The following is a 23,319-nucleotide window of genomic DNA, read 5'->3' as shown; positions in this document are numbered from 1 at the left end:
TTGCCGGGGAAGTTCGTTACATTTGAACTGAGGAGCAAAAATGAAGAAGTTTGATATTTCTTACGATACGGTTGTGATTACATCGACATATGTGACTGCTGAAAAAATGCCTCTTCTCTATATCAGCCATGACTTTGATGAGGAAGAGGGCGATGTTTGGCAGTTCCATTGTGGCAATGGGGATTACACTGCCAATCGAATGCAATTGGTTCGATTGGAGACGATTATTAATCTGGATCCAACCGTAATAGATGTTGCAGACTTACCCGTTGGATACGGTGCAAAAAGGTTAAGTATTGATCAGCCGTGGATTTATGCACAAGAGTGAATAGCTACTCTTTTCTTTAGTGGTTTTATGCTCCACACATCTTCTGTTCGCAAAGAAAAATCGCCTCGCCACGTTTATATTTGTTCTTTGCCGTAAATGGGTCATCAAGGCAGGATGTGATTGGGAAGGTATGCCGGGCAATCGATATCTCGTGATGGATCTTCCAGTAAGCACAGGATACGAAAATATAAAAGAATTTCTCGCGAAAGAACACCACTTGGACCACAACGAAGCTTGCTTAATCCACTCTCATCAAAATCGGGGCGGCACCTATCGCCTTAGGACCCCCCCCTGCAAGCGAGGTTCGTTACGTCGATAGGCAATCACCCCGTAAACACCAGCATCAGAGGTCTGTTACTAACCAGCCTGCCGACGATGGTGCCATAGTCATCCAGCGTCCGGCCATTTTGATATACTCCTCAGCAAATAAACTGTGACCAATGATCATGTCTGGTGCAGGCAAACCAGCTGGCACGCGAGACCAGCAGGCCAGAAAGCGCCGATGCATAAGAAAAACAGGTGGATGGACCAATCCGCCACCTATAAATGATGATTTCTATGAGAAAATCGACACCATAAGCCGATTCAAGATACGCCCCGCCACCAGCAGGGATGTAAAAACCAGCTTGTTGTTGCACTACCAGTAGCTGCAAAACCAGCAAGACCCGCAAGACCAGAACAGATAAAGCCAGCTCATCCGCATAATTTATGATACATGTCGCTATTGTCAGTCACGGCCATGAAAACCTGCTTATTGCAAGCGGGATGGGTGGCTTGCGCGATGCTGGTGCAAACATGCATGTGTGGATCAAGGATAACCGGCCATCGGCCCAGTTAAAGGCGTATTGCCTGCAACATGGCGTGTCTTACATTGATGATCACCCTGGTCTGGGTTTTGGTGAAAATAATAATTTTCTGTTTGATCTCATCAGCAATAGCGTCGGCTTTGGCGACGGCGACAGCTTTATCGTCATGAACCCGGACATCACCATCAGTCCGGACACCATCATGACGCTGGTATCCAATATGCAGCGGGATGCCTTCCCCATCGCCACCATCAACCTTTTCCGTGATGAGCAGCATCAATACATCGATGCCAATATCCGCCGTTTTCCCAATGTCATTTCCCTGCTGCGCATGGTGGCAGTGCGTTCGCTGTCAGAACCGTATGATAAGAAAACCATGTCGGAAACCTGCCATGTAGACTGGGCATCCGGGGCTTTCCTGGCTTTTGATGCCCGCCATTACCAGGCCCTGCAGGGTTTTGATACCCGTTACTTCATGTATTTTGAAGATGTGGACATCTGTTATCGCTCGCATCAATTGCTGGGGCTGGGCATACGCTTTTATCCGCAACTGAATGCCACCCATACCGCCGCCCATAAAAACCGTAACCTGGTATCCCGCCATGCCAGCTGGTTTTTCCGCAGTTTCCTGAAATTTTTGTCGCGTCGTTATTTTGTCTATGACCGGCGCGCCAACATATCGGCATCCAAATAAAGCATGAAGCAAGTTATTTTGTTGACAGGTGCCAGCGGCTTTGTCGGCCAGGCAATTGCACAAGCCTGCCTGCAACAGGAAGTCGAACTGGTCTGCCCGACCCGCCAGGCCTTGCAATGGCAGGCAGCACACCTGTCTAACCCCATCGTCGCCAGCCTGACTGCCGATACCGACTGGTCCACCAACCTGGCAGATGTTGATATCGTCATCCATTGCGCAGCCCGTGTACACGTCATGCAGGAAACCGCCACTGATCCTTTACAGTTATTTCGCCAGTTGAATGTGGATGCCAGCCTGAACCTGGCACGCCAGGCCGCAGCGGCAGGGGCCAGGCAATTCATTTACCTGAGTTCAGTCAAGGTGAATGGCGAAGCGACCGAACCTGGCCATCCGTTTACCGCGGACGATCAAGCCGCGCCGCAAGATGCGTATGGCATATCCAAGCATGAAGCCGAGCAGGCTTTGCTGGGCCTGGGCCGGCAAACTGGCATGGCCATCACCATCATCCGCCCGCCGCTGGTGTATGGCCCTGGCGTGAAAGCCAATTTTTTAAGCATGCTGCGTATGCTCAGGCGTGGCTTGCCACTGCCGCTGGGCAGCATCCGCAACCAGCGCAGTTTTGTATATCTGGGTAACCTGGTCAACCTGGTCCTGCATTGCCGCCTGCATGAGCAAGCCCGCAACCAGGTGTTTTTGGCTAGCGACGGCAGGGACTTATCGACGACAGAATTGCTGAGCCTGTGTGCGCAAGCCTTGCAGGTGCAGCCCCGGCTGTTTGCTTTTCCAGCCAGCCTGCTGACCCTGGCGGCAAGTATGCTGGGTAAACGGAATGTGGCCGACCGCCTGTGCCAGTCCTTGCAGGTGGATATCAGCAAGACCAGAAAATTGCTGGGCTGGTCGCCCCCGTATACCGTAGAACAAGGCTTGCAGGCGACTGCTGCTGCCATTCCTATTTAATCGCCATTCATCATGTTAAAGCGCCTGTTCGATCTCTTCGTAGCCCTTATTGCCAGCCTGTTTCTGCTGTTCCCCCTGGTGGTGGTGGCGGTCTGCGTCAAACTGACTTCACGCGGGCCCATCGTCTACTGGTCAGACCGGGTCGGGCGCAATAATGCCATCTTCAAGATGCCCAAGTTTCGCAGCATGCGCATAGACACACCTGCAGTTGCCACCCATTTACTGAGCAACCCGGATCAGTATCTGACACCCATCGGTTCTTTCCTGCGTAAATCCAGCCTGGATGAATTACCCCAATTGTGGAGCATACTGTGTGGCGACATGAGCTTTGTCGGCCCCCGCCCCGCCCTGTACAATCAGCATGACCTGATCGCCCTGCGCACCGAAAAGCAAGTGCACACCATCCCGCCGGGGCTGACGGGCTGGGCGCAGATCAATGGCAGGGATGAATTGCCGATCCCTGTTAAAGTGGATCTGGATGCCTATTACCTGCAACATCAGTCCTTCATGCTGGACCTGCGCATCCTGTTTTTGACGTTTTACAAGGTGGTGCGCCGTGATGGCGTTACTCATTAAGTTACTCACTAAGTGACCTGTTAAGTGCTTATTCCCCTGTCCATGCAGTCATTCTTTCAATCATTCATCAGGCGGGCCTAACGATCATGATGCAGTCTCTACTGAACCTGCCACGCATACATAAGCAATTGCTGGCTGCCGTAGCAGATGCCATCTGCCTGCCCATGACTTTTGTGCTGGCAGTCTGGTTGCGCTATGACAGCTTCAATGCTGCGCTGTTTAATCATTACTTCTGGCTTATTGTTTCGGTACCCTTCATCGTCATACCGGTATTCATACGTATCGGCCTGTACCGTGCCGTCATCCGCTTTATTGACCAGAAAATCATCAGCGTCGTGGTATTTGGTGTCACCCTGTCTGTGCTGCTGCTGGTCTTTGTCAGTGTCATGCTGCACATTATGCCGCTGTCACGGGCCGTATTTGGTTTCTTCTGGGCCGGTTCCATCCTGTATGTCGGTGCCAGCCGCTTTCTGGCCAGGGCCTGGTTATTGCAGGCCGACATGACAGAAAATGCCACCCGCATCGCCATCTATGGTGCCGGTAAGGCTGGGGCACAACTGGCTACTGCCCTGCGTGCCGGTGGTGAATATGTGTGCGTGGCTTTTATTGATGACAGCAAACCGGTACAAGGTTCGACCATAGGCGGGGTCAAGGTATTTGCACCAGACCAGTTGCCTGCCCTGGCCGAACGCCATGAAATCCGCGAGATTTTGCTGGCCATGCCCAGCATCAGCAAAACCCGGCAGAAGCAGGTACTGGATCAGCTGGAACCCCTGAAGCTGAAGATCAAGGTCACACCATCAATACAAAGCCTGGTCAACGGTGAATTGCGCGTGCAAGACATACGCGAAGTCGAAATTGAAGATCTGCTGGGCCGCGACCAGGTTGAACCAGATACCCGCCTGCTAAGCATCTGTATTAGTGACAAGTGCGTCATGGTGACCGGGGCCGGTGGTTCCATCGGCTCTGAACTATGTCGCCAGATATTACGCCAGCGCCCGGCCAAACTGGTTTTGCTGGAAATGTCGGAATACGCCCTGTATGCCATTGAACAGGAATTGACTGGCCTGCGCCAGCAACTGAAGCTGGATGTGGAAATTTTACCTTTCCTCGGTTCCATACTCGACAGCGCCAAGCTGGACCGCATCTTCACCACTTGTGAAGTCGAGACCCTGTACCACGCCGCCGCCTACAAGCATGTGCCGCTGGTGGAACACAATCCGGCCGAAGGCATACGCAATAATGTGTTTGGCACCCTGTCAGTTGCGCAAGCCGCGATGGCGGCCAAGGTCAGGAATTTTGTCTTGATCTCGACTGACAAGGCAGTGCGCCCGACCAACGTCATGGGTGCCACCAAGCGCCTGGCCGAACTGATCTTGCAAGCCTGCTCACGCCGCCAGCAACATACGCGTTTTTGCATGGTACGTTTTGGGAATGTATTGGGTTCTTCCGGTTCTGTGGTGCCGCTGTTTCGCAAGCAGATCATGGCAGGTGGCCCCATCACCCTGACCCATCCAGAGATCACCCGTTATTTCATGACCATACCCGAAGCCGCCCAACTGGTCTTGCAGGCCGGTGCCATGGGCGAAGGTGGCGATGTGTTTGTGCTGGACATGGGCGAACCAGTGCGCATCATCGACCTCGCGCGCCGCATGGTGCATTTGAGTGGCCTGGAAGTGAAAAGCGAAACCACACCGGACGGCACGATAGAAATCCAACACGTGGGCTTGCGTCCCGGTGAAAAACTGTATGAGGAATTGCTGATAGGTGACAATGTGGAAGGCACCTCACACCCGCTGATCATGCGTGCGCAAGAGAATGAGTTGCCATGGGATCAACTGAATGCCATGTTGCAAGAATTGCAGGCCGCCTGCAGCGCCTTTGATTATGCGCAAATCCGCGCTTTATTGCTGCAAATAGTGGCAGAATACGAACCACAATGCGGTATTGAAGACCTGATCTGGCAAGCCCAGCAAGCTGGCTCTGAAGATCAGGCCAAAGAAGCCAACACGGGCCTGCTCCACTGAACCTTTTTAATATAGAAAAATAATCATGTCCCTACTCTCCCCCAGCATATTCAAAGCCTACGACATACGCGGCATCATCGATAAAACCCTGGATGCCGAAGTTGCCCACCTGATAGGCCAGGCCTTCGGCAGTGCCGCCATCGCCAAAGGTGAAAAAGCCGTGGTCATCGGTCGCGATGGTCGTTTGTCTGGCCCTGACCTGATCACTGCACTGGCCAAGGGCTTGCAATCCACTGGCGTCGATGTGATTGACCTGGGCGTCGTCGTCACCCCCATGGTGTATTTCGGCACCAATGTGTTGGGTGCCCCGTCCGGCATCATGGTCACCGGCAGCCACAATCCGCCTGACTACAATGGTTTCAAAATGGTACTGGCCGGCGAAGCGATTTATGGTGATGCCATCCAGGCACTGTACCAGACCATACTCAACAAGGATTTCAAACAAGGCAGCGGCAACTACCGCACGCATGACATCAAGGCGGCTTACCTTGAACGCATTATCGGTGACGTCAAAGTTGCCCGCCCATTGAAAATTGCCGTCGATTGCGGCAATGGCGTAGCAGGTGCATTTGCCGGCGAACTATATCGCGGCATGGGTTGTGAAGTCATCGAACTGTTTTGCGAAGTCGATGGCACCTTCCCTAATCACCATCCTGACCCTGCCCATCCGGAAAACCTGCAAGACCTGATACGCTGCCTGCAAACCACCGATGCAGAAATCGGTCTGGCTTTTGATGGCGACGGTGACCGCCTTGGTGTCGTCACCAAAGATGGCCAGATCATCTACCCTGACCGCCAGCTCATGTTGTTTGCCGAAGACGTATTGACACGCAACCCTGGCGCGCAGATTTTGTATGACGTCAAATGTACCCGTCATATCGCCCCGTGGGTGAAGGCACGCGGTGGTGTACCACTGATGTGGAAAACCGGTCATTCCCTGGTCAAGGCCAAGCTGCGCGAAACCGGCTCACCACTCGGTGGTGAAATGAGCGGCCACATCTTCTTCAAAGACCGCTGGTATGGTTTTGATGATGGCCTGTACGCCGGTGCACGCTTGCTGGAACTGGTCAGCCGCGTGGCCGACATGACAGCCGCGCTGAACAACTTGCCGCAATCAACCTCAACACCAGAACTGCAATTGCAACTGGCCGAAGGCGAAAACTTCAAGATCATCGCCGCCATGCAAGCCAATCCGCATTTCCCTGGCTCAGACGAAATCATCACCATCGATGGCTTGCGGGTCGAATACCCGGATGGTTTCGGCCTGGCCCGTTCATCCAACACCACCCCCGTCATCGTCATGCGCTTCGAAGCCGAAACTCCAGCAGCAATGGCCCGCATTCAAGATGCGATGAAACAGGCTGTACTGACTGTGAAGCCAGATGCGAAATTGCCGTATTAATTCTATTTAAACCTGCAAGCTCACCACAGAGGCACGGAGACACAGAGAAAAACAAGAGAAAATCTTTTAAGGTGAGAGTGTTTAGCAAAACTCTTAACGCCTTTAGTTTTTCTCTGTGCCCCCTCTGTGTCTCCGTGTCCCTGTGGTGAGCATTTTGGTCTTCACCGCGTTTATCTATCATCGTGAAAATTCTGCTTGTTCGTGTCTCGTCTCTGGGCGATGTGTTGCACAATATGCCCATCGTGGATGACTTGCGTCGCCAGTTTCCGCAGGCGCGTATAGACTGGGTGGTGGAAGAAGCCTATGTGCAACTGGTGCGACTGAATCCCGGTGTCGACCAGGTGTTTCCCTTTGCCCTGCGCCGCTGGCGCAAGAGCCTGGGCCAGGCTGCGACACGGCAAGAAATCAAGCATTTCTTTCGCCAGTTACGACAAGAGCGCTATGACCTGGTACTAGATACCCAGGGCTTGCTGAAGACCAGCATCATCATGGGCCTGGCCAAGACCGTCAAAGGCGGTAAGAAAGTTGGCCTGGCAAATGGCACCGAAGGTTCGGGCTATGAAGGCATTTCCAGAATTTTCCATGACATCAGCGTACCGGTAGATAAACGCACCCATGCCGTTTTGCGCGGCCGCCTGGTCGCTGCCGCGGCTAGTGGCTACATCGTCAATACCCCAGCCAGCTTTGGCTTGCAGGCACCGGACGTACCCGCCGACCAGCGTGCATGGCTACCAGCTACGCCGTATGCGGTATTCTTTCATGGTACTGCCGGTGCTGCAAAAAAATGGCCACGTGATCACTGGCAAGCCATTGCCAGCACGCTACAGGAATATGATTTGCCGATCTTGCTGCCTTGGGGCAGCCCGGCAGAAAAAGCCGAGGCCGAGGCCATGGCAGCCATCATGCCGAATGCCACCATCCTGCCTGCGCTAACCATGCAGGCCGCTACCCTGCTGGCGCAAAAGGCGCGTCTTGCGATAGGCGTGGATACAGGACTGACACATATCGCTGCAGCTTATGAAACACCGACCATAGAAATTTATTCTGCTTCGCCGCGCTGGAAGACTGAGGGGAATTGGTCAGACAGGATTATTAATCTTGGTGATAGTGGACGGGCTGCGACTATTGACGAGGTTCGGAATGCGATTAGTGTACTAATGAAAGCAACCGAGAAGTAGTAACAGCTCTGCGATTGATAATTCCTGAATTTTAATAACGTCATTCCAGCGTACCTTTGGCTGGAATCCAGCGGCGTTCTCGGCATGCCGTACAACGTATGAATTTCAGAATCGTGTCACTTTAAGAACTAGCTTCTCAAATACCTTCATACGTCATTTGCGATTGCCAGCCGGGGGTAGCCCGGCAGCTACTCCCTTTTCTTGCTTCGCCAAGAAAAGGAAGCAAAAGAAGGCGACCGAGGCGTCTAGCCCCTGCGGGGTTCCCGTTTGTGCAGTACAAAAAATGGGAAGATCCGAAACTCGCTTCGCTCAAACATCGGCTCTTCTTTTTCCATTTTCTGTACTGCACAAACGGCTTCGACACATCGGAATTGCCAAAGTCAAAAACAACGTCATCGCAACCGACATTCAATTTTTTTATCAAGTAATTGAATTAGAAACAATTTTATTGCATGAAATTTCTAAAATATTAATATTATAAAATATGTGGCCATGAATTACAAACTACAAATCCACGTCTATAGCAAAGATTGCTGTAAGACTCAAATTAAATTATTCTTCAGTGAATAACTCCAATTTACCTATCTCATTAAAATGAATGCAATCAACGTAATCGCCCCCTACAAATACCTCGACATGTGGGTATTTGATGATGAGCGCGTAGGCCTGTTACAAGAACCTTTCGTCAGCGGTGCCGACACCATGATAGATAGAGTCGTTGCCACATTTCCTGATCCGGAATCAGGTTTCATCATGCTATTCTCTGCGACGGCTTTTCCTGGTCACCAGATTAAACTCTCATGGCGCAGATCTGACAGCAACGGCAACTGGTATTTCTCGGAAGAGCTGGATATGGAAGGTTGGCTATGCCCTGCCTTGCTCAAATATTTTGACCAACCACCAAAAAAGATTTACGTGCAGGTCAAAGCTAAAAGCAGTTCACCTATAAAGCAAGCTTAAGTAAGCTATATCGGCGGGCTAATGGTGGAGAATTTTTCGTGAGGTCGCAAAAGAATTGGCGGATAAATGAGGCAACCGATCATGCATCACTCATAGATTCGACATCGGTACATGAACAATACCAAGTAGGATAAATATGTATGCGAATGTCTAACTCAAGATATCCAGACATTCTCCACACACAAAACTATCTGTCTCTCTTCGTCGAACTTGTAGTGCGCACCACGTCCAAATTTTCCGCCCCAGATAAACTCCAGATAAATCAATTCTGATTCGCGTACTGGAGCAAAAGAAGCCAGACCTATGGAGTGTGTACCGGACGATCTGTCATTAAATATTGCAGATGGCAAAACCGGGAATCTGAGACTATTCCAATGCACACCAGACTGCACGGTCATAAACCTCGCATAATCAGATGCTGACCGCTTTACTATTCCATCGCGATCCATCAACCATGCATGGCAGACTGGTGTATCAGGGTGTTCGCAGTCTTTTGAGACAGCACCGTGCCCAGCTATCCATACCGAGTATGGGCGCGAGTTTTCTTTAGCTTCAAGCCAAAGTTTATGTATCTCATCCAAACATGCTTGCTGAATGCTCATCGATGTCGCTTACTTACGTTGTATTCAGACATTTTAATTTTTCACAAATCTGTTCTGATGCTGTAAAAGAATTGGCCGGATAAATGGAGTAATCGACCATGCGCCACTCAAATCCTCGGTATCAGTACATGACCAATACCAGACAAGATGAATATGTATGTCAATGTCTCGCTCAAGCAATTCCAGAAACTGCATCCAGTTCTCGCTGCGCAGAAAATTCTCATCTTCATCTATGGCGTCGCAAGATGATTGCAATAGCATGGCCATGAGCGTGAATTTTTCGTCTTCGCTTAACTCGGCGCTCTGATAGACTGCAAGAAATTCAGCTATCCTGTTTGCATCAGCAACTTCATATTCCCAATCCTGCATATTTTTTGTATTGGGCAGATTGAAGCGTAATGCCAGTGCGTCTATAGCAGCTCGCGTGGGGAAGCGGTAAAGATGATCAAGGTTTTCGAACATGTGAAAACCATTATTTCAAGTTTGGATAAGGACATACATCAGAAGAAAGGTGCCAAACTGCAGATCTGGCATTTCCTAGTTCCATGGAATATTTGTCGTTTAAAACATTTATATCTTCAGTGCTCAATGTCGCAGTTGGTGTTGAAATTGATAAGCCGCTATAAGTAAAAAGATAAATCGTAGCCAATTCTGCTAACCGCTCATTATCAGAAACAATAGAAAATATGCCTGGATCATGAGGGAGCTCAGCAATTTCAACGCTAGGTGCTTCGCCGTCACGATCCGTGATATAAAGATAGGTCCAGGTCCGGCTATTTACCGGACAAGAATTACCATCAGTATCAACATTTCGATTTTTCCCGAACAAGAGATCAATGAATACCCTGTAGTCAGGTCTCTCGCGGTTTACTGTTACGTGATACATCTTTCCATCACAAGTCTGTTGAATTGTCCGTCAATCGTCACTTCACTTTACGTTAAATCTCCAACGTCCCAAACGACTTCACCAAATCATCCAGCGCCTTCAATTGCGCCAGGAATGGTTCCAGCTTATCCAGTGGCAAGGCGCTGGGGCCATCGCATTTGGCATGCGCCGGATCAGGATGCGCTTCCAGGAACAGGCCTGCCAGGCCAGTCGCCATACCGGCACGGGCCAGTTCAACGATTTGTTCACGGCGGCCACCTGAAGCTGCCGCACCAGCTTCACGCTGTTGCAGGGCGTGGGTGACGTCGAAGATGACGGGCAGATTGTTGGTCACTTTTTTCATGACGGCAAAGCCCAGCATGTCGACCACCAGGTTATCGTAACCAAAGCAGGTGCCACGGTCGCAGAGTATCAGTTGATCGTTGCCTGCTTCCCTGAATTTTTCGACGATGTTCTGTACCTGCGAAGGGCTGAGGAATTGCGGTTTCTTGATATTGATGACGCGGCCGGTTTTGGCCAGGGCGACGACGAGGTCAGTCTGGCGTGCCAGGAAAGCCGGTAGTTGTAAGACATCGACCACTTCTGCCACTGGGGCAGCTTGCCATGGTTCGTGCACGTCGGTAATGAGGGGGACGCCGAATTCTGTCTTGATGGCTTCGAATATCTTCAAGCCTTCTTCCAAGCCGGGGCCACGGTAAGAATGAATGGATGAACGATTGGCCTTGTCAAAGCTGGCCTTGAAAACATAGGGGATGCCCAGCTTGCTGGTGACGCGCACGTATTCTTCGGCGACGCGCAAGGCCATGTCTTTGGATTCGAGTACATTCATGCCGCCGAACAGGACGAAGGGGCTGTGGTTGCTGGCCTGAATTTTTGGGGTAATGGCTATGGTAGTCAAGATGATTCCAGTTCTGTAAAAATCAGTCGGGTGTTGTATATTTTTCGGTATCAGCGACGCAGCAGCATTATGCTACCCAGCGCAAATAGTCTTGCCATTGCGGGTCAAATTCGCTGCTGATGTCAAACTGCAGAGGGGCAAAAGTCCGCGCCAGTGTATGTGCCTTTGCCACGGCAATCCCGACATCGCTGACGTGCCAGTTCATGCTGCGCACATTGCCGTGCAAGGTGATCTGGCTGCTGATGCCTTCCTGGGTTTGTGTAAGCAGGGTTTCAAGCTGGTCTTCAAACTCGCGGGCAATTTCCAGGTCGTCTTTATTGTCGAGCGCAACTTCGACTTGCAAGCGCCACAGCATATCTGCCCTGCCGACCAGGGTCATGGCGGATTCATTGCGTTGTACCAGCAGTTTGTCGTCAGGGTCGGTATTGCTGACGAGCTCAAAGCCTGTCCATTCATTTTCACCGATGGGGAACAGGGCAGTATGCTTGAGTTCATCGCACCAGAAGCTGTCCAGCACTGGCGGGAAGATGGCCAGACTGACGGTGGTTTGCTCAGGCTTGCCTTCCATGAATTCGACCGGACCTATCTTGATGGCGAAATCATATTCACCTATGGCATGATCAAGCAGGATGAAGGACATGTGTTTGGCATGATCCAGCATGTCTTGCGGTATGAGCTTGCCAAACCAGAGTTGCAAACCTATCCGGCCAGCATCGGCATAATGCCCGACCAGGATATCCGCAGGGCTGAGGGAGAAATTATCCATGGACATGGTCAGGTCTCCCAGTTCGGCACGCGCCCTGAAGGCAATCACGTCGGCAAACAGGCTTAGTGCGGGGGCGGACCTGGTCAGTGCCATGACATCCTGAAAATGCTCGGTCGCACCATGGGCAGTGATGATCAAGTCATATTGTCCAGCTTCACCTTCAGCCTTGCCCTGCAATTCTGCTGCCAGATGGGGGAAATGCGGCTGCAACAAGGTATTGATTGCCTCCATGGCATCACGCGCTTCCAGTTGTTTCAATTGTGGCTGGGCTTTTTCCAGTGCTTGCCAAAATAGGTCAGTGCTCATCTGTTTCATTCCGATTAATGATTTGATTGCCATTTTGGGCATAGGATATCATTTTATATGCGCAGTTTTGCCTGCCATGCAGGGAATGAGGCAGTCAGGCTAATATCAGAAGCCAAGTGTAAACCGACAAAATTATCCATAAATTGCCGCACTCCTCGATGAGTCAAGGTTGAGAACAGATAGTCGAAGATTTTTTACTGCTACTTACAATATTAAAATAGCAAGATAAACTGCTTTAACCCGTATTAACACCAAGCAACACATGCACTTCTGAACCCCGTTTTCAGGTATATTCCCTCCTCTTCGCCAACACTCCCCCACGCTTGATGTCTGTTCATCGTAAAAATCTTGATGGTTTTGCCATTTCGCTCATGCTTTTGCTTTGCCTGTGCTGGGGCCTGCAGCAGGTGGCTGTGAAACTGGCGGCACCAGTGATCAGTGCGGCCATGCAACTGGGATTGCGGTCAGGTATGGCTGCCGTGCTGGTGTTGTTGCTGATCTTGCTTAAGAAGATTCCTTTTTCCTTGCGTGACCAGCATGTATTGCCTGGCATTGCTGCCGGTGTCTTGTTTGCGCTTGAGTTTTTATGCATTTCGTTGGGGCTGAAATACACGACTGCCTCGCATATGTCGGTATTTCTGTACACCGCACCTATTTTTACGGTGCTGGGCTTGCATTGGCTGATCCCTGCCGAGCGTTTGCAGCCTGCGCAATGGCTGGGCATTTTGTCGGCATTTGGAGGCGTGGCGATTGCGTTTTCTGGCGCTTTATCGGGTACATCCAGCAGTAACCAGCACGATGTCAGTGACATGCTGATCGGTGACAGCTTCGGTGTGGTTGCAGCGATTTTGTGGTCGGCCACAACCATCACCATACGTAAATCCAGCCTGTCTGAGGCTGAACCGACGACTACGCTGTTTTATCAACTGGCAGTCGGCGCGGTGATATTGCTGGTTTTTGTGTTCTTGCGCGGTGAAAGTCTGCCTGCGCAATGGAACATGACCAGCATTGTGAGCCTGTTTTTCCAGACGGTGATTATTGCCTTTGCCAGTTATCTGACCTGGTTCTGGCTGATGCGGCGTTATCTGGCGTCGCGTCTTTCTGTATTTTCTTTCCTGACACCCTTGTTTGGCGTGGCTGCCGGTGTCATCCTTATGCACGATCCCATTAGCCCGCGCTTTGCGCTGGGTGCAATACTGGTTTGTGGTGGTATTGTATTGGTGAATTTCCGTCGGACATAACCCATGCGTCTTCTTTATTCCCTGGTCTGGGGTTTGTCTTTGCCCTTTGCCCTGTTTCGCCTCTGGTGGCGTGGTCGCCAGGAACCTGGCTATCGTCAGCATATTGCCGAGCGCCTGGGCTTTTATCCGCTCAGTACAAGCATGCCCACCATTTGGGTGCATGCCGTCTCTGCCGGAGAAACCCGCGCGGCCGAACCCTTGATCCGTGCCTTGCTGGCGCGCCGTCCTGATCATCGCATTTTACTGACACATATGACGGCCACCGGGCGTGAAACCGGCGGCAAGTTGTTCGCCGATGTCGGCCCACGCCTGGATCAGGCATTTTTACCATATGACATCAACTGGATGATACGGCGTTTCCTGCGGCATTTTTCACCGCAATTATGTGTGCTGATAGAAACCGAGGTCTGGCCTAACCTGATTGCCCAATGCGAATTGCAATCCATACCGGTGACACTGGTGAATGCCCGCCTGTCTGAAAAATCACTGAGGAAGGCGCAGCGGCTGGCCACGCTGATATTGCCCGCAGCCCGCGCCATCAGTTGTGTGGCAGCACAATCGAATCCTGATGCCCAGCGCCTGCAAGAACTGGGCATAGAGCGCCCTGATGTCACCGGCAACATGAAGTTTGATGTGACGCCACCGCCCTTGATGGGTGAGCGTGGGGCAGCCCTGCGCCGCAGCTTTGGCGAGCGTCAGGTGATCTTGTGTGCCAGTACACGTGACGGGGAAGAAGAATTGATACTGCAAGCCTTTGTCGAACAGATTCCGCTGTTGCAGACCAATCCCCTACTGATCATTACCCCACGTCATCCGCAGCGCTTTGATCATGTGGCCAGTATGCTGGAAGCACGTGGCATCAGCTATGTGCGCCGCTCTACCCTGAACCACGAAGAAATTGCTCCTATCACTAAGGATGTGCAGGTCTTGCTGGGTGACAGCATGGGTGAAATGTATATGTATTACGCCGCCTGCGATATCGCTTTTGTCGGTGGCAGCCTGGTGGCGCTGGGCGGGCATAATCTGATTGAGGCCTGCGCCATGGGTAAACCCGTATTGACGGGCACCCACACTTTCAATTTTTCTGAAATCACTGATCAGGCGATAGCCTGCGGTGCGGCTTTCAGGGTGGATGGTGCACTGAGTTTATTCCGGCAAGCGCATGCCCTGCTGGCTGATCAGCAGCAGCGGCAACGCATGGGAGAAGCCGCATACGCATTCTTCCTGCAGCATCAAGGCGCCACGGCGCGTACCATGCACCTGCTGGAACCGTATTTATAACAGGACTTCGTCTTCACTGTGGCGTAGGCGGTGTGAGTGCAGTCAAAATCTGCAGTGCGGCCTCAAATTCAAATGCCTTTAACGCACGTTCCAGTGCGTCAGCCTGTGCACCTGCCAGCGTACGCAGGCTGTTGCGATGGTTCTGGAAGTAATCCAAAGCCTCGCTGTCTGAATCCTTCAGATAATTGCTGAGTGTCGCCAGCAAGGCTTGCGTATCGGCTTCATTTTCCACCGCGCTGCCGGACACTTTGTCGGGCACCTCATCCACCGCCACCGGCCCGGACAAGGCCAGTTGCAGATCGCTGATCAATTTTGCGCTGGCATCAGTAAATCTTTGCAGCAGGCTGCTATCTTCGCTGGATTTTTCTATCGCCAGTTCCAGCTCTGTTGCCACAGCGGCCAGCTCTACCGCACCGATATTACCGGCGGCACCGCGCATGGTATGGGCTTCGCGTTCGGCAGAAATGCGGTCACCTTTTTCCAGGTGGGCACGAATTTTCTCTGGTGTCGCAGCGGCCGTGTCTATGAACAATTGCAGCAAGCGCTGGTATAAATCCATATTCTGGCCACAACGGCGCAAGGCTGATTTCACATCCACACCTGGGATTTCAAGCTCGACCGTATTCTCTACCGGCCTGACGGGGACTTCATTGATACTCACCGGGACCGAACTGGTTCTGGGCATGCGTTGCCCGCTCCAGCGCGCCAGAGTGTCAAAGAAACTGTCCGGATTGATCGGTTTGGCGATATGGTCATTCATGCCGGTATCCAGGCAGCGCTGTTTTTCTTCGTTCATGGCATGGGCGGTCATAGCGATGATAGGTAAATCCAGCCATTCAGGATAAGAGCGGATCACGGTCGTGGCAGCATAGCCATCCATTTCCGGCATTTGCAAATCCATCAGTACGATATCAAATTCGGCCCTGTTGAGCTTATCAATGGCGATGCGTCCATTGTCTGCCACTTCAACGATGATGCCGGCTTCGTGCATGAGTTCGGCTGCAATTTGCTGGTTGATCTGATTGTCTTCCACCAGTAATACGCGCAGGCCGTCAAACCGGTTTTCGCGCCCTGGCATGGCTGCAAGCTGGGTCGGGTCATTCGAATACCGGCGGCTCAGGCATTGCAGGCTCTCTATCAGACCCGGCATGCCGATCGGTTTGGACAGATAGGCAACCGGCGCATGGACAGTATTGAGCATGCCGGCTTCATCGAAACCCATATTGGTGAGCATGATGATATCGGGTGCCTGCCCGACATTTGCGACATGGATAGCCTCGGCAGTTTCGGCGCCATTCATGTCTGGCATCTGGGCATCGAGCAACACCAGTTCATAGGCCTGACCTGTGGTTCTGGCGTCTTCCAGCATCTGCAATGCCTGTTTGCCACCGCTGGCTGCATCTGGCGTCAAGCCCAGTTGCTGACAGAGTTTGACCAGATGCTGGCGCGCTTCATTATGGTCATCCACGACCAGTACATGCAGGCCAGCCAAAGCCAGCACGACAGCAGTACGTACATCGTGGGGTGGTGATTTGGCATGTTCAAACCAGCAGGTGAAATGGAAACTGCTGCCCACGCCGACCTGGCTTTCTACCCAGATATCGCCACCCATCAATTCCACCAGGTGTCGTGAAATGGTCAGCCCCAGCCCGGTACCACCATATTTGCGGGTGGTGGAACTGTCGGCCTGGGTAAATGCCTTGAACAGGTTTTGTTGCTGTTCATCGGTCATGCCAACGCCGGTGTCACGCACGGTAAATTGCAACTGCACCTGGTCGGCAGATGACTTGATCTGCTTGACCATGATCACCACCACGCCATGGTCAGTAAACTTGATGGCATTGTTGACCAGGTTGGTGACGACCTGGCCCAGACGTAAAGGGTCGCCCTGCAGATTCGCCGGCACTGATACATCGATATCAAATACCAGTTCTATGTCTTTTTCTGCCACCTTATGGCTGACGATGGTGGCAACGTCATTGATCACATCGGTCAATACAAATTCTGCCGATTCGATATCCAGCTTGCCGGCCTCGATCTTGGAAAAATCCAGGATGTCATTCACCACCCCTAACAGGGAGGTGCCTGCATTGTGGATTTTATCGATATAGTCGCGCTGCTTGACGCTGAGTGCAGTTTTCTTGGCCAGGTGGGAAAGCCCGATAATCGCATTCATGGGCGTGCGTATTTCATGGCTCATATTTGCCAGGAAATAGGATTTGGCAATGGTTGCCTGTTCGGCTTGTTCCTTGGCTTCACGCAATTCATTTTTTTGCAGATAGGTTTCGGTTTCATCAATCCAAAAACCATTCCATATCCATTCGCCATTCATGTATTTGGGGTCCACTGTTTGCGCCCGCAACCAGCGTATCTGGCCGTTCACCAAAATACGTTGGTGAAAATTGCCTGCCGTGCGAGTGTCGACGGCGATTTTGGCCTGCTCTTCTGAGGCCTCGCGGTCTTCTTCCACCGTGGTTTGCCAGCGTGCAGTCTTATCTGCGATGATGGCTTTGGCGGTGACGCCCAGCACATTTTCCACGTTCTCGCTGACGTAGGCATATTCCCTTTGGCCATCTGGCAACTCGCGGAACTGGAACACCGACAAGGGTAAGGCAAACGTGAGGTCATTCAAGCGCTTGCGTTCGTCATCCGCTTCAGCAGTTCTTTGCCGGACCAGATCTTCCAGCAAAGCCTGCTGGCGCGAGAAACGCCTGACGCGCATGCGGTACACCAGATAAATCAGTGCCAGCAACAGGACAGTGGCTGCCAGACGGAAACGCCATTCCATCCAGAATGGTGGGGTAATGGTAATGAGCAGGCTGGCCCCGCCTTCATTCCAGTCACCATCCTTGGTAGCTGCCCTGGTCCTGAAAATATACTCGCCAGGTTCCAGATTGGTATAGTTGGCTGAGCGGTGACTGGCTTCTGCCATTACCCAGTCTTCATCAAAGCCATCCAGTTTATAGGCATAGCGGTAATGCATGGGGTCGGCAAAATTCAGGGCTGCGAATTCTATCGAAATGACGTTTTGCCGGTAACTGAGGGTGATTGCCCTGGCATCCGAAATATTGCCCTTCAGGGTAACGCCTTCCGGCAACTTGCCGCCGCGCACCGATTGATTGAAAATCAGGAAGTCGGTAATGGTGGTGGTGGGTGAAACAGTCTTGTCACGTATCGATTCAGGATAAAACCAGGCCAGCCCCTGGAAGCCACCAAAATACAGGGCACCATCGGCATCGCGGAAACTGGCACCTACGGTGTAGGTGCCGTCAATCAGGCCATCATCTGCTGAATATTTTTTCAGGGTACGGCGGTCGGCTCCCAGCTTGTACAAACCACCATCGGTGCTGACCCACAGATTACCGGCTTTGTCTTCGGCAAACCCGGCCGTGGCATCATTGCCCAGCATGCCGCCGTAGCGGAAAAAACTGACGGTGCCATCGCCAGCGACAACCATGCGATTGAGGCCGCTGGCGGTTCCCACCCAGACACTGCCGCTGCTGTCTTCAAATACCGCATACACACGACTATGGCTGAGAGTGCTGCCATCACCCGGATTATGCCGGTAGTGGGTGAAATGCCCGGTCTGCATGTCGAGTTTATCAAGTCCTCCAAAGGTACCTGCCCACAGTTGACCATGACGATCAAACAGCAGCGACACCACCCGCCCATGGCTGAGGCTGTCGGGGTCTTTGGGATCATGCATATAACGGTGGAACTTGCCAGTCTTTGCATCCAGCCGGTTTAGTCCGTCATCACTGGCCACCCACAAATTACCGGCACGGTCATACGTAAAGGAGTGCACGATATTTGAACTGAGGCTGTCGGGATTGCGCGGATCATTCTGGAAATGCCGGGCACGCTCGCTGACCGGATCAAACAGATTCAGGCCATCTTGCGTACCGACCCACAATTTCGCATCCGGTGTCAGTTGCAGCGCCCTGATCTTGCTATTGGTGATGCTGTATGGCTGCGCCGCCTGGTGCTGGTACACCTTGATCTGGCCTGTGGCCTTGTCCAGGCGGTTCAAACCACTGCCAGTGCCTATCCAGATGTGCCCATTGTCACCAGTGATGGCAGAGACGGTATTGTTGCTCAGGGTTTTGGGTTCGCCCGGCAGATGCAACATGCGCTCAAAACCGCCACTGAACAGATTGGTACGACTGACCCCACCCAGCCAGGTACCTACCCACAGGGTGCCTGAACGGTCTTGCAACAAACGGGTAACGCGGTTGTCTGCCAGACTATGGCGGTCACTGGCGTGATGACGGTAAGATGAAAACCTGCCGGATGCCTGATCCCACCGTTTAAGGCCGTCATCAGTGCCGACCCAGACTACGCCATCCTTGTCTTCCAGCAGGGACGAAACGGGGCCAGGCTCCAAACCTTCATGTTCGCTGAAGCGGTGTTTCGCAGCCCTGTCCCTGCCCCATATTTCCAAACCCGCCAGCGAAGCTATCCAGATGTTATCCTGGCGATCCACCAGGATACTCTGCACGGCATTGCGACGCGGATCAGCCTGTTTGTCATTATCGAAGCGAAAATTCTGGAAACCGGACTTGTCCTTCGCCATCAGGCTGACGCCTGCATTGCTGCCTATCCACAAATTGCCATCGGCATCGTAGGCCAGGGTATTGACCTGATCACTGGCGATACTGGTATCGTCCTTGTCATCATGGCGCATGCTGAGAGAACGTCCGGTATCAGGATCAAAATGCGTCAGCCCGTCACCCGTTGCCAGCCACAAGCCTGCCGCCCCATCGCCTACGATGGCCTGAATCTGACTGCCGGCAGAACTGCGAATATCGATGGCATCACGCCGGTACCTGACCATGCTTTCGGTTGCGGGGTCGTAACGGTGCAGGCCACCGCTGCGCGTGCCTACCCACATGCGGCCTTTATTGTCTTCATACAAGGCCCACACCCAGTTATCTGCCAGACTATTGGGCCTGCCCGGTTCATGGCGGAAAAAGATGACCTTGGTACCGTCATAGCGATGCAAGCCGCCCTGGGTACCGAACCACATATAACCTTGCCGGTCTTGCAACATGGATTGTATGGATTCGTGCTGAAAACCCTGTTCACGCCCCACCTGGTCAAAACGCAGGCTTTGTATGCTGGCCGCATGGGTATCAGAAAAGCAGCAGGTCGCGATGATCGCGAGAAAGAAAACGCAGTGGGACAATAATTGACGGTAGGTAAACAGGGTAGCCGATTGCGGTAGCCTCATTGTGCGCTCTCTTGTACTTAAACCATCTGCCAATGGTTACTGCCTGGAATATTGTAAACGAGAAGTATATGTTATTCAGCAGCATGAAAAACACCTGATTGCCTCATAAATAATATTTTTGCTTGAACAGGTCAAGCTTAAAACAAAATCTGCTTGCCAGGCCCTGATATCCTTGTTGCATAAAAGAAAATTCGTCTATTTATCTGGCTGCCAGGGCAGACAATCAATCAACTTCTGGCAACTTCAAGATAAGGCAAACTTTGCTTTGTCTTGCCATGGGCCATATGCGTAAATCAGGCTTTTGCCGTCTTACTAAAAATTCACGAAAGAGAAAGGAGCTTATTGCACGTCAAGGAAATAAAAAACCGCAGGGGTTTATAATAAGCGCTTCAGTTTGGGAAGATGAGCTGTTTGTGAGCTATTTGTTGCAATGGCCACCTATTCACCATCCCCGAAATCAAAGATTACATTCCATCAAATTGATGAATTGGACACGTATCCATCTTGCTGTTTTTTATGGGTCACATCATACCGACCGACAGCAAACACATAAGCTAACGCTTTTTCAGCATCATTTCTGCAACAGGTAACAAAGAAAGCCCTCATTTCATATGAACGCAAACGAAAAAATATTAGGATTGACTGACATGTCTCCTCAGGAAATCTCTCTTGATGTCTTGCTGGAAAAATATGCCAAAGGTGATGAAGTCACCATCCATGATGTGCAGGCACGTGTTGCAAAAGCACTGGCCAGTGTAGAGCAAGCGGACTTCCAGGCTTATTACGAAGAAAAATTCTTGTGGGCGCAAAAGAATGGCTTTGTGCCAGCTGGCCGTATCAATTCTGCCGCTGGTATGGACTTGCACGCTACCCTCATCAACTGTTTCGTGCAACCGGTAGGTGATTCAGTATCCAGCGCCACCGACGGCAAGCCAGGTATCTATACCGCACTGGCCGACGCAGCAGAAACCATGCGTCGCGGTGGTGGTGTCGGTTACGATTTTTCCACCATACGCCCGAAAGATGCGGTGGTGCGCGGCACGCGTTCACGCGCATCCGGCCCGGTATCTTTCATGCAGGTATTCAATGCATCTTGCTCGACCGTCGAATCTGCCGGTGCCCGTCGCGGTGCGCAGATGGGTGTCCTGCGTGGTGACCATCCGGACATCCTGGAATTCATCCGCTCGAAAGACAAGGGTGACTTGACCAACTTCAATATCTCCATCGGCGTGACCGATGAATTTATGGAGGCCGTCGCCAAAGATACTGATTTCTGCCTGGTACACAAGGCCGAACCTGGCGATGACAAGAAAGAAGCTGGTGCCTATCAGCGTGAAGACGGTCTGTGGGTCTACCAAACCGTAAGGGCGCGCGACCTGTGGGACGCGGTCATGAAATCCACCTACGACCATGCTGAACCCGGCATCCTGTTTTTGTCGCGCATGAATGCAGAAAACAATCTGTACTATTGTGAAAAAATAGAGGCCACCAACCCTTGTGCAGAACAGCCTTTGCCTGACTATGGTTGCTGCTGCCTGGGTTCCATCAACCTGACCCGCTTCATTAAAGGTGCATTCACTGATGCGGCAGAGTTTGACTTTGCTGCCTTCGAAGCTGTCGTTACTGTCGCCACCCGCATGCTCGACAATGTGCTGGATGCCACTGCCTGGCCTTTGCCACAGCAAAAAGCCGAAGCCATGTCCAAGCGCCGCGTTGGGCTGGGTTTCCTTGGTCTGGGTAGCAGCCTGGTCATGCTGGGTCAGCGTTATGATTCTGATGCAGGTCGTGCCTTTGCGCAAAAAGTATCAGAAACCATGCGCGATGCAGCCTATCTGGCATCGGCAGAACTGGCCAAGGAAAAAGGTCAGTTCCCGCTGTTTGACGGCAGCAAATATCTGGCTGGCCCATTCGCCAAGCGCCTGCCCAAAAATGTACGCGCGGCGATTTCCAAGCATGGCTTGCGCAATTCGCATCTGCTGTCGATTGCCCCTACCGGCACCATTACCCTGGCCTTTGCTGACAATGCATCCAACGGTATTGAACCTGCCTTCTCCTGGGTATATAACCGCAAGAAACGCATGGCAGCAGGCGACAGCAAGATTTATGAGGTGGCTGATCATGCCTGGCGTTTGTTCCGCCACATGGGCAATGACGTGTCCGATGACAGCAAACTGCCGAGCCAGTTTGTCACCGCGCTGAATATGTCTGCCAGCGACCATATGAAGATGTTGCAGGTGGTACAGCCGTATATCGATTCTGCCATTTCCAAAACCGTCAATGTGCCGGCAGACTACCCTTACGAAGACTTCCAGAACCTGTACATGGATGCCTGGCGCGCTGGTCTGAAAGGGCTGGCAACGTACCGTCCGAACAGCATACTCGGCAGTGTACTGTCTGTGTCAACAGAAACGGCACCCGAAGTCAGACAGACACCAGATGATGACCTGCTGCGCAAGCAATTCGATGGCCGCCCATTTGGCGACCTGGAATCGGTCACGTCCAAAGTACAGTACATGACTTATGAAGGCAAGAAAACGGTTTACCTGACCGTCAGCTTCATTCACATCCAGGGCACGGTTGGTGGTGAACACGTGACGATAGAACGCCCATTTGAATTCTTCATGCCTGCTGGCCAAAAGAACGATGGCCAGCAATGGATATCGGCCAGCATGCGTTTGCTGTCAATGGCAGCACGCTCCGGCGGCTCCATCGCCAAGGCACTGGCTGACATGCGGGAAGTGGTGTGGGACAAGGGCACGGTACGCTGCGGCATGATCACCAAGGACGACGGTTCACAAGCACCACTGTTCCATGAATCCGAAGTCGCCGCTATTGGTTATTCGCTGCAACGCATCCTGATGAAACGTGGTTTCCTCGACGCCGCAGGCAACCAGATCCCCATCACCGTACTGGCAGAAAAGTTCAAACAAAGAACCCACCACTACGGCATGGACGACCTGGCCTATGAAGGCGAAACTGCCCCCATCAGCTACATCCCCACAGGCAAAAAATGTCCGGATTGCGGTGCGCACGCCCTGCAAAAAATAGACGGTTGCAGCCGTTGTGTTTCTTGTGGTTATGTGGGGGCTTGTGGCTGATCAGGTATTGCCAACAAGTTGTATTAGTGTGGGTTACACCATAAGCTGCAAGTACTTTAAGTAAAAAAATAGTTGCACAAAGC

At 52.0% G+C, this 23,319-nt stretch carries 17 protein-coding genes; 11 read left to right on the top strand and 6 right to left on the bottom strand.

Going from position 1 to position 23,319, the window contains the following annotated elements; genetic code table 11:
* Window positions 1–40 precede the first annotated feature (40 nt).
* The 8 genes from ACO0K9_RS15620 (at window position 41) to ACO0K9_RS15585 (ending at window position 8,928) form a co-directional block, all read left to right on the top strand.
* The gene (locus tag ACO0K9_RS15620) at window positions 41–328 is read left to right on the top strand and encodes a hypothetical protein (protein WP_422986489.1); all 288 of its coding nucleotides are present in this window, start codon (window positions 41–43) and stop codon (window positions 326–328) included.
* Window positions 329–1,036: 708 nt separating this feature from the next.
* Window positions 1,037–1,828, top strand: a complete 792-nt coding sequence (locus tag ACO0K9_RS15615) for a hypothetical protein (protein ID WP_422986487.1) — start codon at window positions 1,037–1,039, stop codon at window positions 1,826–1,828.
* Between the two features lie 3 nt (window positions 1,829–1,831).
* Window positions 1,832–2,785, top strand: coding sequence for a UDP-glucose 4-epimerase family protein (locus ACO0K9_RS15610; protein ID WP_422986485.1), 954 nt, complete (start codon window positions 1,832–1,834; stop codon window positions 2,783–2,785).
* 12 nt (window positions 2,786–2,797) lie between these two features.
* Complete coding sequence (locus ACO0K9_RS15605) at window positions 2,798–3,361, top strand: sugar transferase (protein WP_422986483.1); 564 nt, start codon at window positions 2,798–2,800, stop codon at window positions 3,359–3,361.
* An 89-nt stretch (window positions 3,362–3,450) separates the two neighbouring features.
* On the top strand, window positions 3,451–5,388 hold the full coding sequence (locus ACO0K9_RS15600; protein ID WP_422986666.1) for a polysaccharide biosynthesis protein: 1,938 nt from the start codon (window positions 3,451–3,453) through the stop codon (window positions 5,386–5,388).
* 25 nt (window positions 5,389–5,413) lie between these two features.
* Window positions 5,414–6,790, top strand: coding sequence for a phosphomannomutase/phosphoglucomutase (locus tag ACO0K9_RS15595; RefSeq protein ID WP_422986481.1), 1,377 nt, complete (start codon window positions 5,414–5,416; stop codon window positions 6,788–6,790).
* A gap of 182 nt (window positions 6,791–6,972) precedes the next feature.
* Window positions 6,973–7,968, top strand: coding sequence for a lipopolysaccharide heptosyltransferase I (waaC, locus tag ACO0K9_RS15590; RefSeq protein WP_422986479.1), 996 nt, complete (start codon window positions 6,973–6,975; stop codon window positions 7,966–7,968).
* A 594-nt stretch (window positions 7,969–8,562) separates the two neighbouring features.
* Window positions 8,563–8,928 carry a DUF6717 family protein gene (locus ACO0K9_RS15585; RefSeq protein WP_422986477.1) on the top strand — a complete coding sequence of 122 codons (366 nt, stop codon included), beginning with the start codon at window positions 8,563–8,565 and terminating at the stop codon, window positions 8,926–8,928.
* A 155-nt stretch (window positions 8,929–9,083) separates the two neighbouring features.
* Here ACO0K9_RS15585 and ACO0K9_RS15580 read toward each other — a convergent pair whose 3' ends face one another.
* From ACO0K9_RS15580 to ACO0K9_RS15560, 5 genes are all read right to left on the bottom strand, one after another.
* Entirely contained in the window at window positions 9,084–9,530 is a 447-nt protein-coding gene (locus tag ACO0K9_RS15580) for a hypothetical protein (protein WP_422986475.1), read from the bottom strand.
* Between the two features lie 33 nt (window positions 9,531–9,563).
* Window positions 9,564–9,992, bottom strand: a complete 429-nt coding sequence (locus tag ACO0K9_RS15575; protein WP_422986473.1) for a hypothetical protein — start codon at window positions 9,990–9,992, stop codon at window positions 9,564–9,566.
* 10 nt (window positions 9,993–10,002) lie between these two features.
* Window positions 10,003–10,359, bottom strand: coding sequence for a hypothetical protein (locus ACO0K9_RS15570; RefSeq protein ID WP_422986471.1), 357 nt, complete (start codon window positions 10,357–10,359; stop codon window positions 10,003–10,005).
* Window positions 10,360–10,468: 109 nt separating this feature from the next.
* Window positions 10,469–11,314, bottom strand: coding sequence for a 3-deoxy-8-phosphooctulonate synthase (kdsA, locus tag ACO0K9_RS15565; RefSeq protein ID WP_422986469.1), 846 nt, complete (start codon window positions 11,312–11,314; stop codon window positions 10,469–10,471).
* Between the two features lie 67 nt (window positions 11,315–11,381).
* On the bottom strand, window positions 11,382–12,386 hold the full coding sequence (locus tag ACO0K9_RS15560) for a hypothetical protein (RefSeq protein ID WP_422986467.1): 1,005 nt from the start codon (window positions 12,384–12,386) through the stop codon (window positions 11,382–11,384).
* A 326-nt stretch (window positions 12,387–12,712) separates the two neighbouring features.
* Between ACO0K9_RS15560 and ACO0K9_RS15555 the strand changes: the two genes are divergently transcribed.
* Both ACO0K9_RS15555 and waaA read left to right on the top strand, forming a co-directional pair.
* Window positions 12,713–13,627 (top strand): DMT family transporter, encoded by a 915-nt coding sequence (locus tag ACO0K9_RS15555; protein WP_422986465.1) that lies wholly within the window; start codon window positions 12,713–12,715, stop codon window positions 13,625–13,627.
* Window positions 13,628–13,630: 3 nt separating this feature from the next.
* A complete protein-coding gene (gene waaA / locus ACO0K9_RS15550) occupies window positions 13,631–14,908 on the top strand; it encodes a lipid IV(A) 3-deoxy-D-manno-octulosonic acid transferase (RefSeq protein ID WP_422986463.1) in 1,278 nt (425 codons plus the stop codon).
* Window positions 14,909–14,921: 13 nt separating this feature from the next.
* On the opposite strand, the gene ACO0K9_RS15545 is transcribed toward waaA, so the two are convergent.
* Window positions 14,922–20,138 carry a two-component regulator propeller domain-containing protein gene (locus ACO0K9_RS15545; protein ID WP_422986461.1) on the bottom strand — a complete coding sequence of 1,739 codons (5,217 nt, stop codon included), beginning with the start codon at window positions 20,136–20,138 and terminating at the stop codon, window positions 14,922–14,924.
* Between the two features lie 611 nt (window positions 20,139–20,749).
* Between ACO0K9_RS15545 and ACO0K9_RS15540 the strand changes: the two genes are divergently transcribed.
* Window positions 20,750–23,236, top strand: coding sequence for an adenosylcobalamin-dependent ribonucleoside-diphosphate reductase (locus ACO0K9_RS15540; protein ID WP_422986459.1), 2,487 nt, complete (start codon window positions 20,750–20,752; stop codon window positions 23,234–23,236).
* The last annotated feature ends 83 nt before the right edge of the window (window positions 23,237–23,319 follow it).

The organism is Undibacterium sp. Ji50W (assembly GCF_049340445.1).
Taxonomy (GTDB): Bacteria; Pseudomonadota; Gammaproteobacteria; order Burkholderiales; family Burkholderiaceae_D; genus Undibacterium.
Note: the sequence above shows the minus strand (reverse complement) of the source record. Positions and strands in the feature narration are given on the sequence as shown.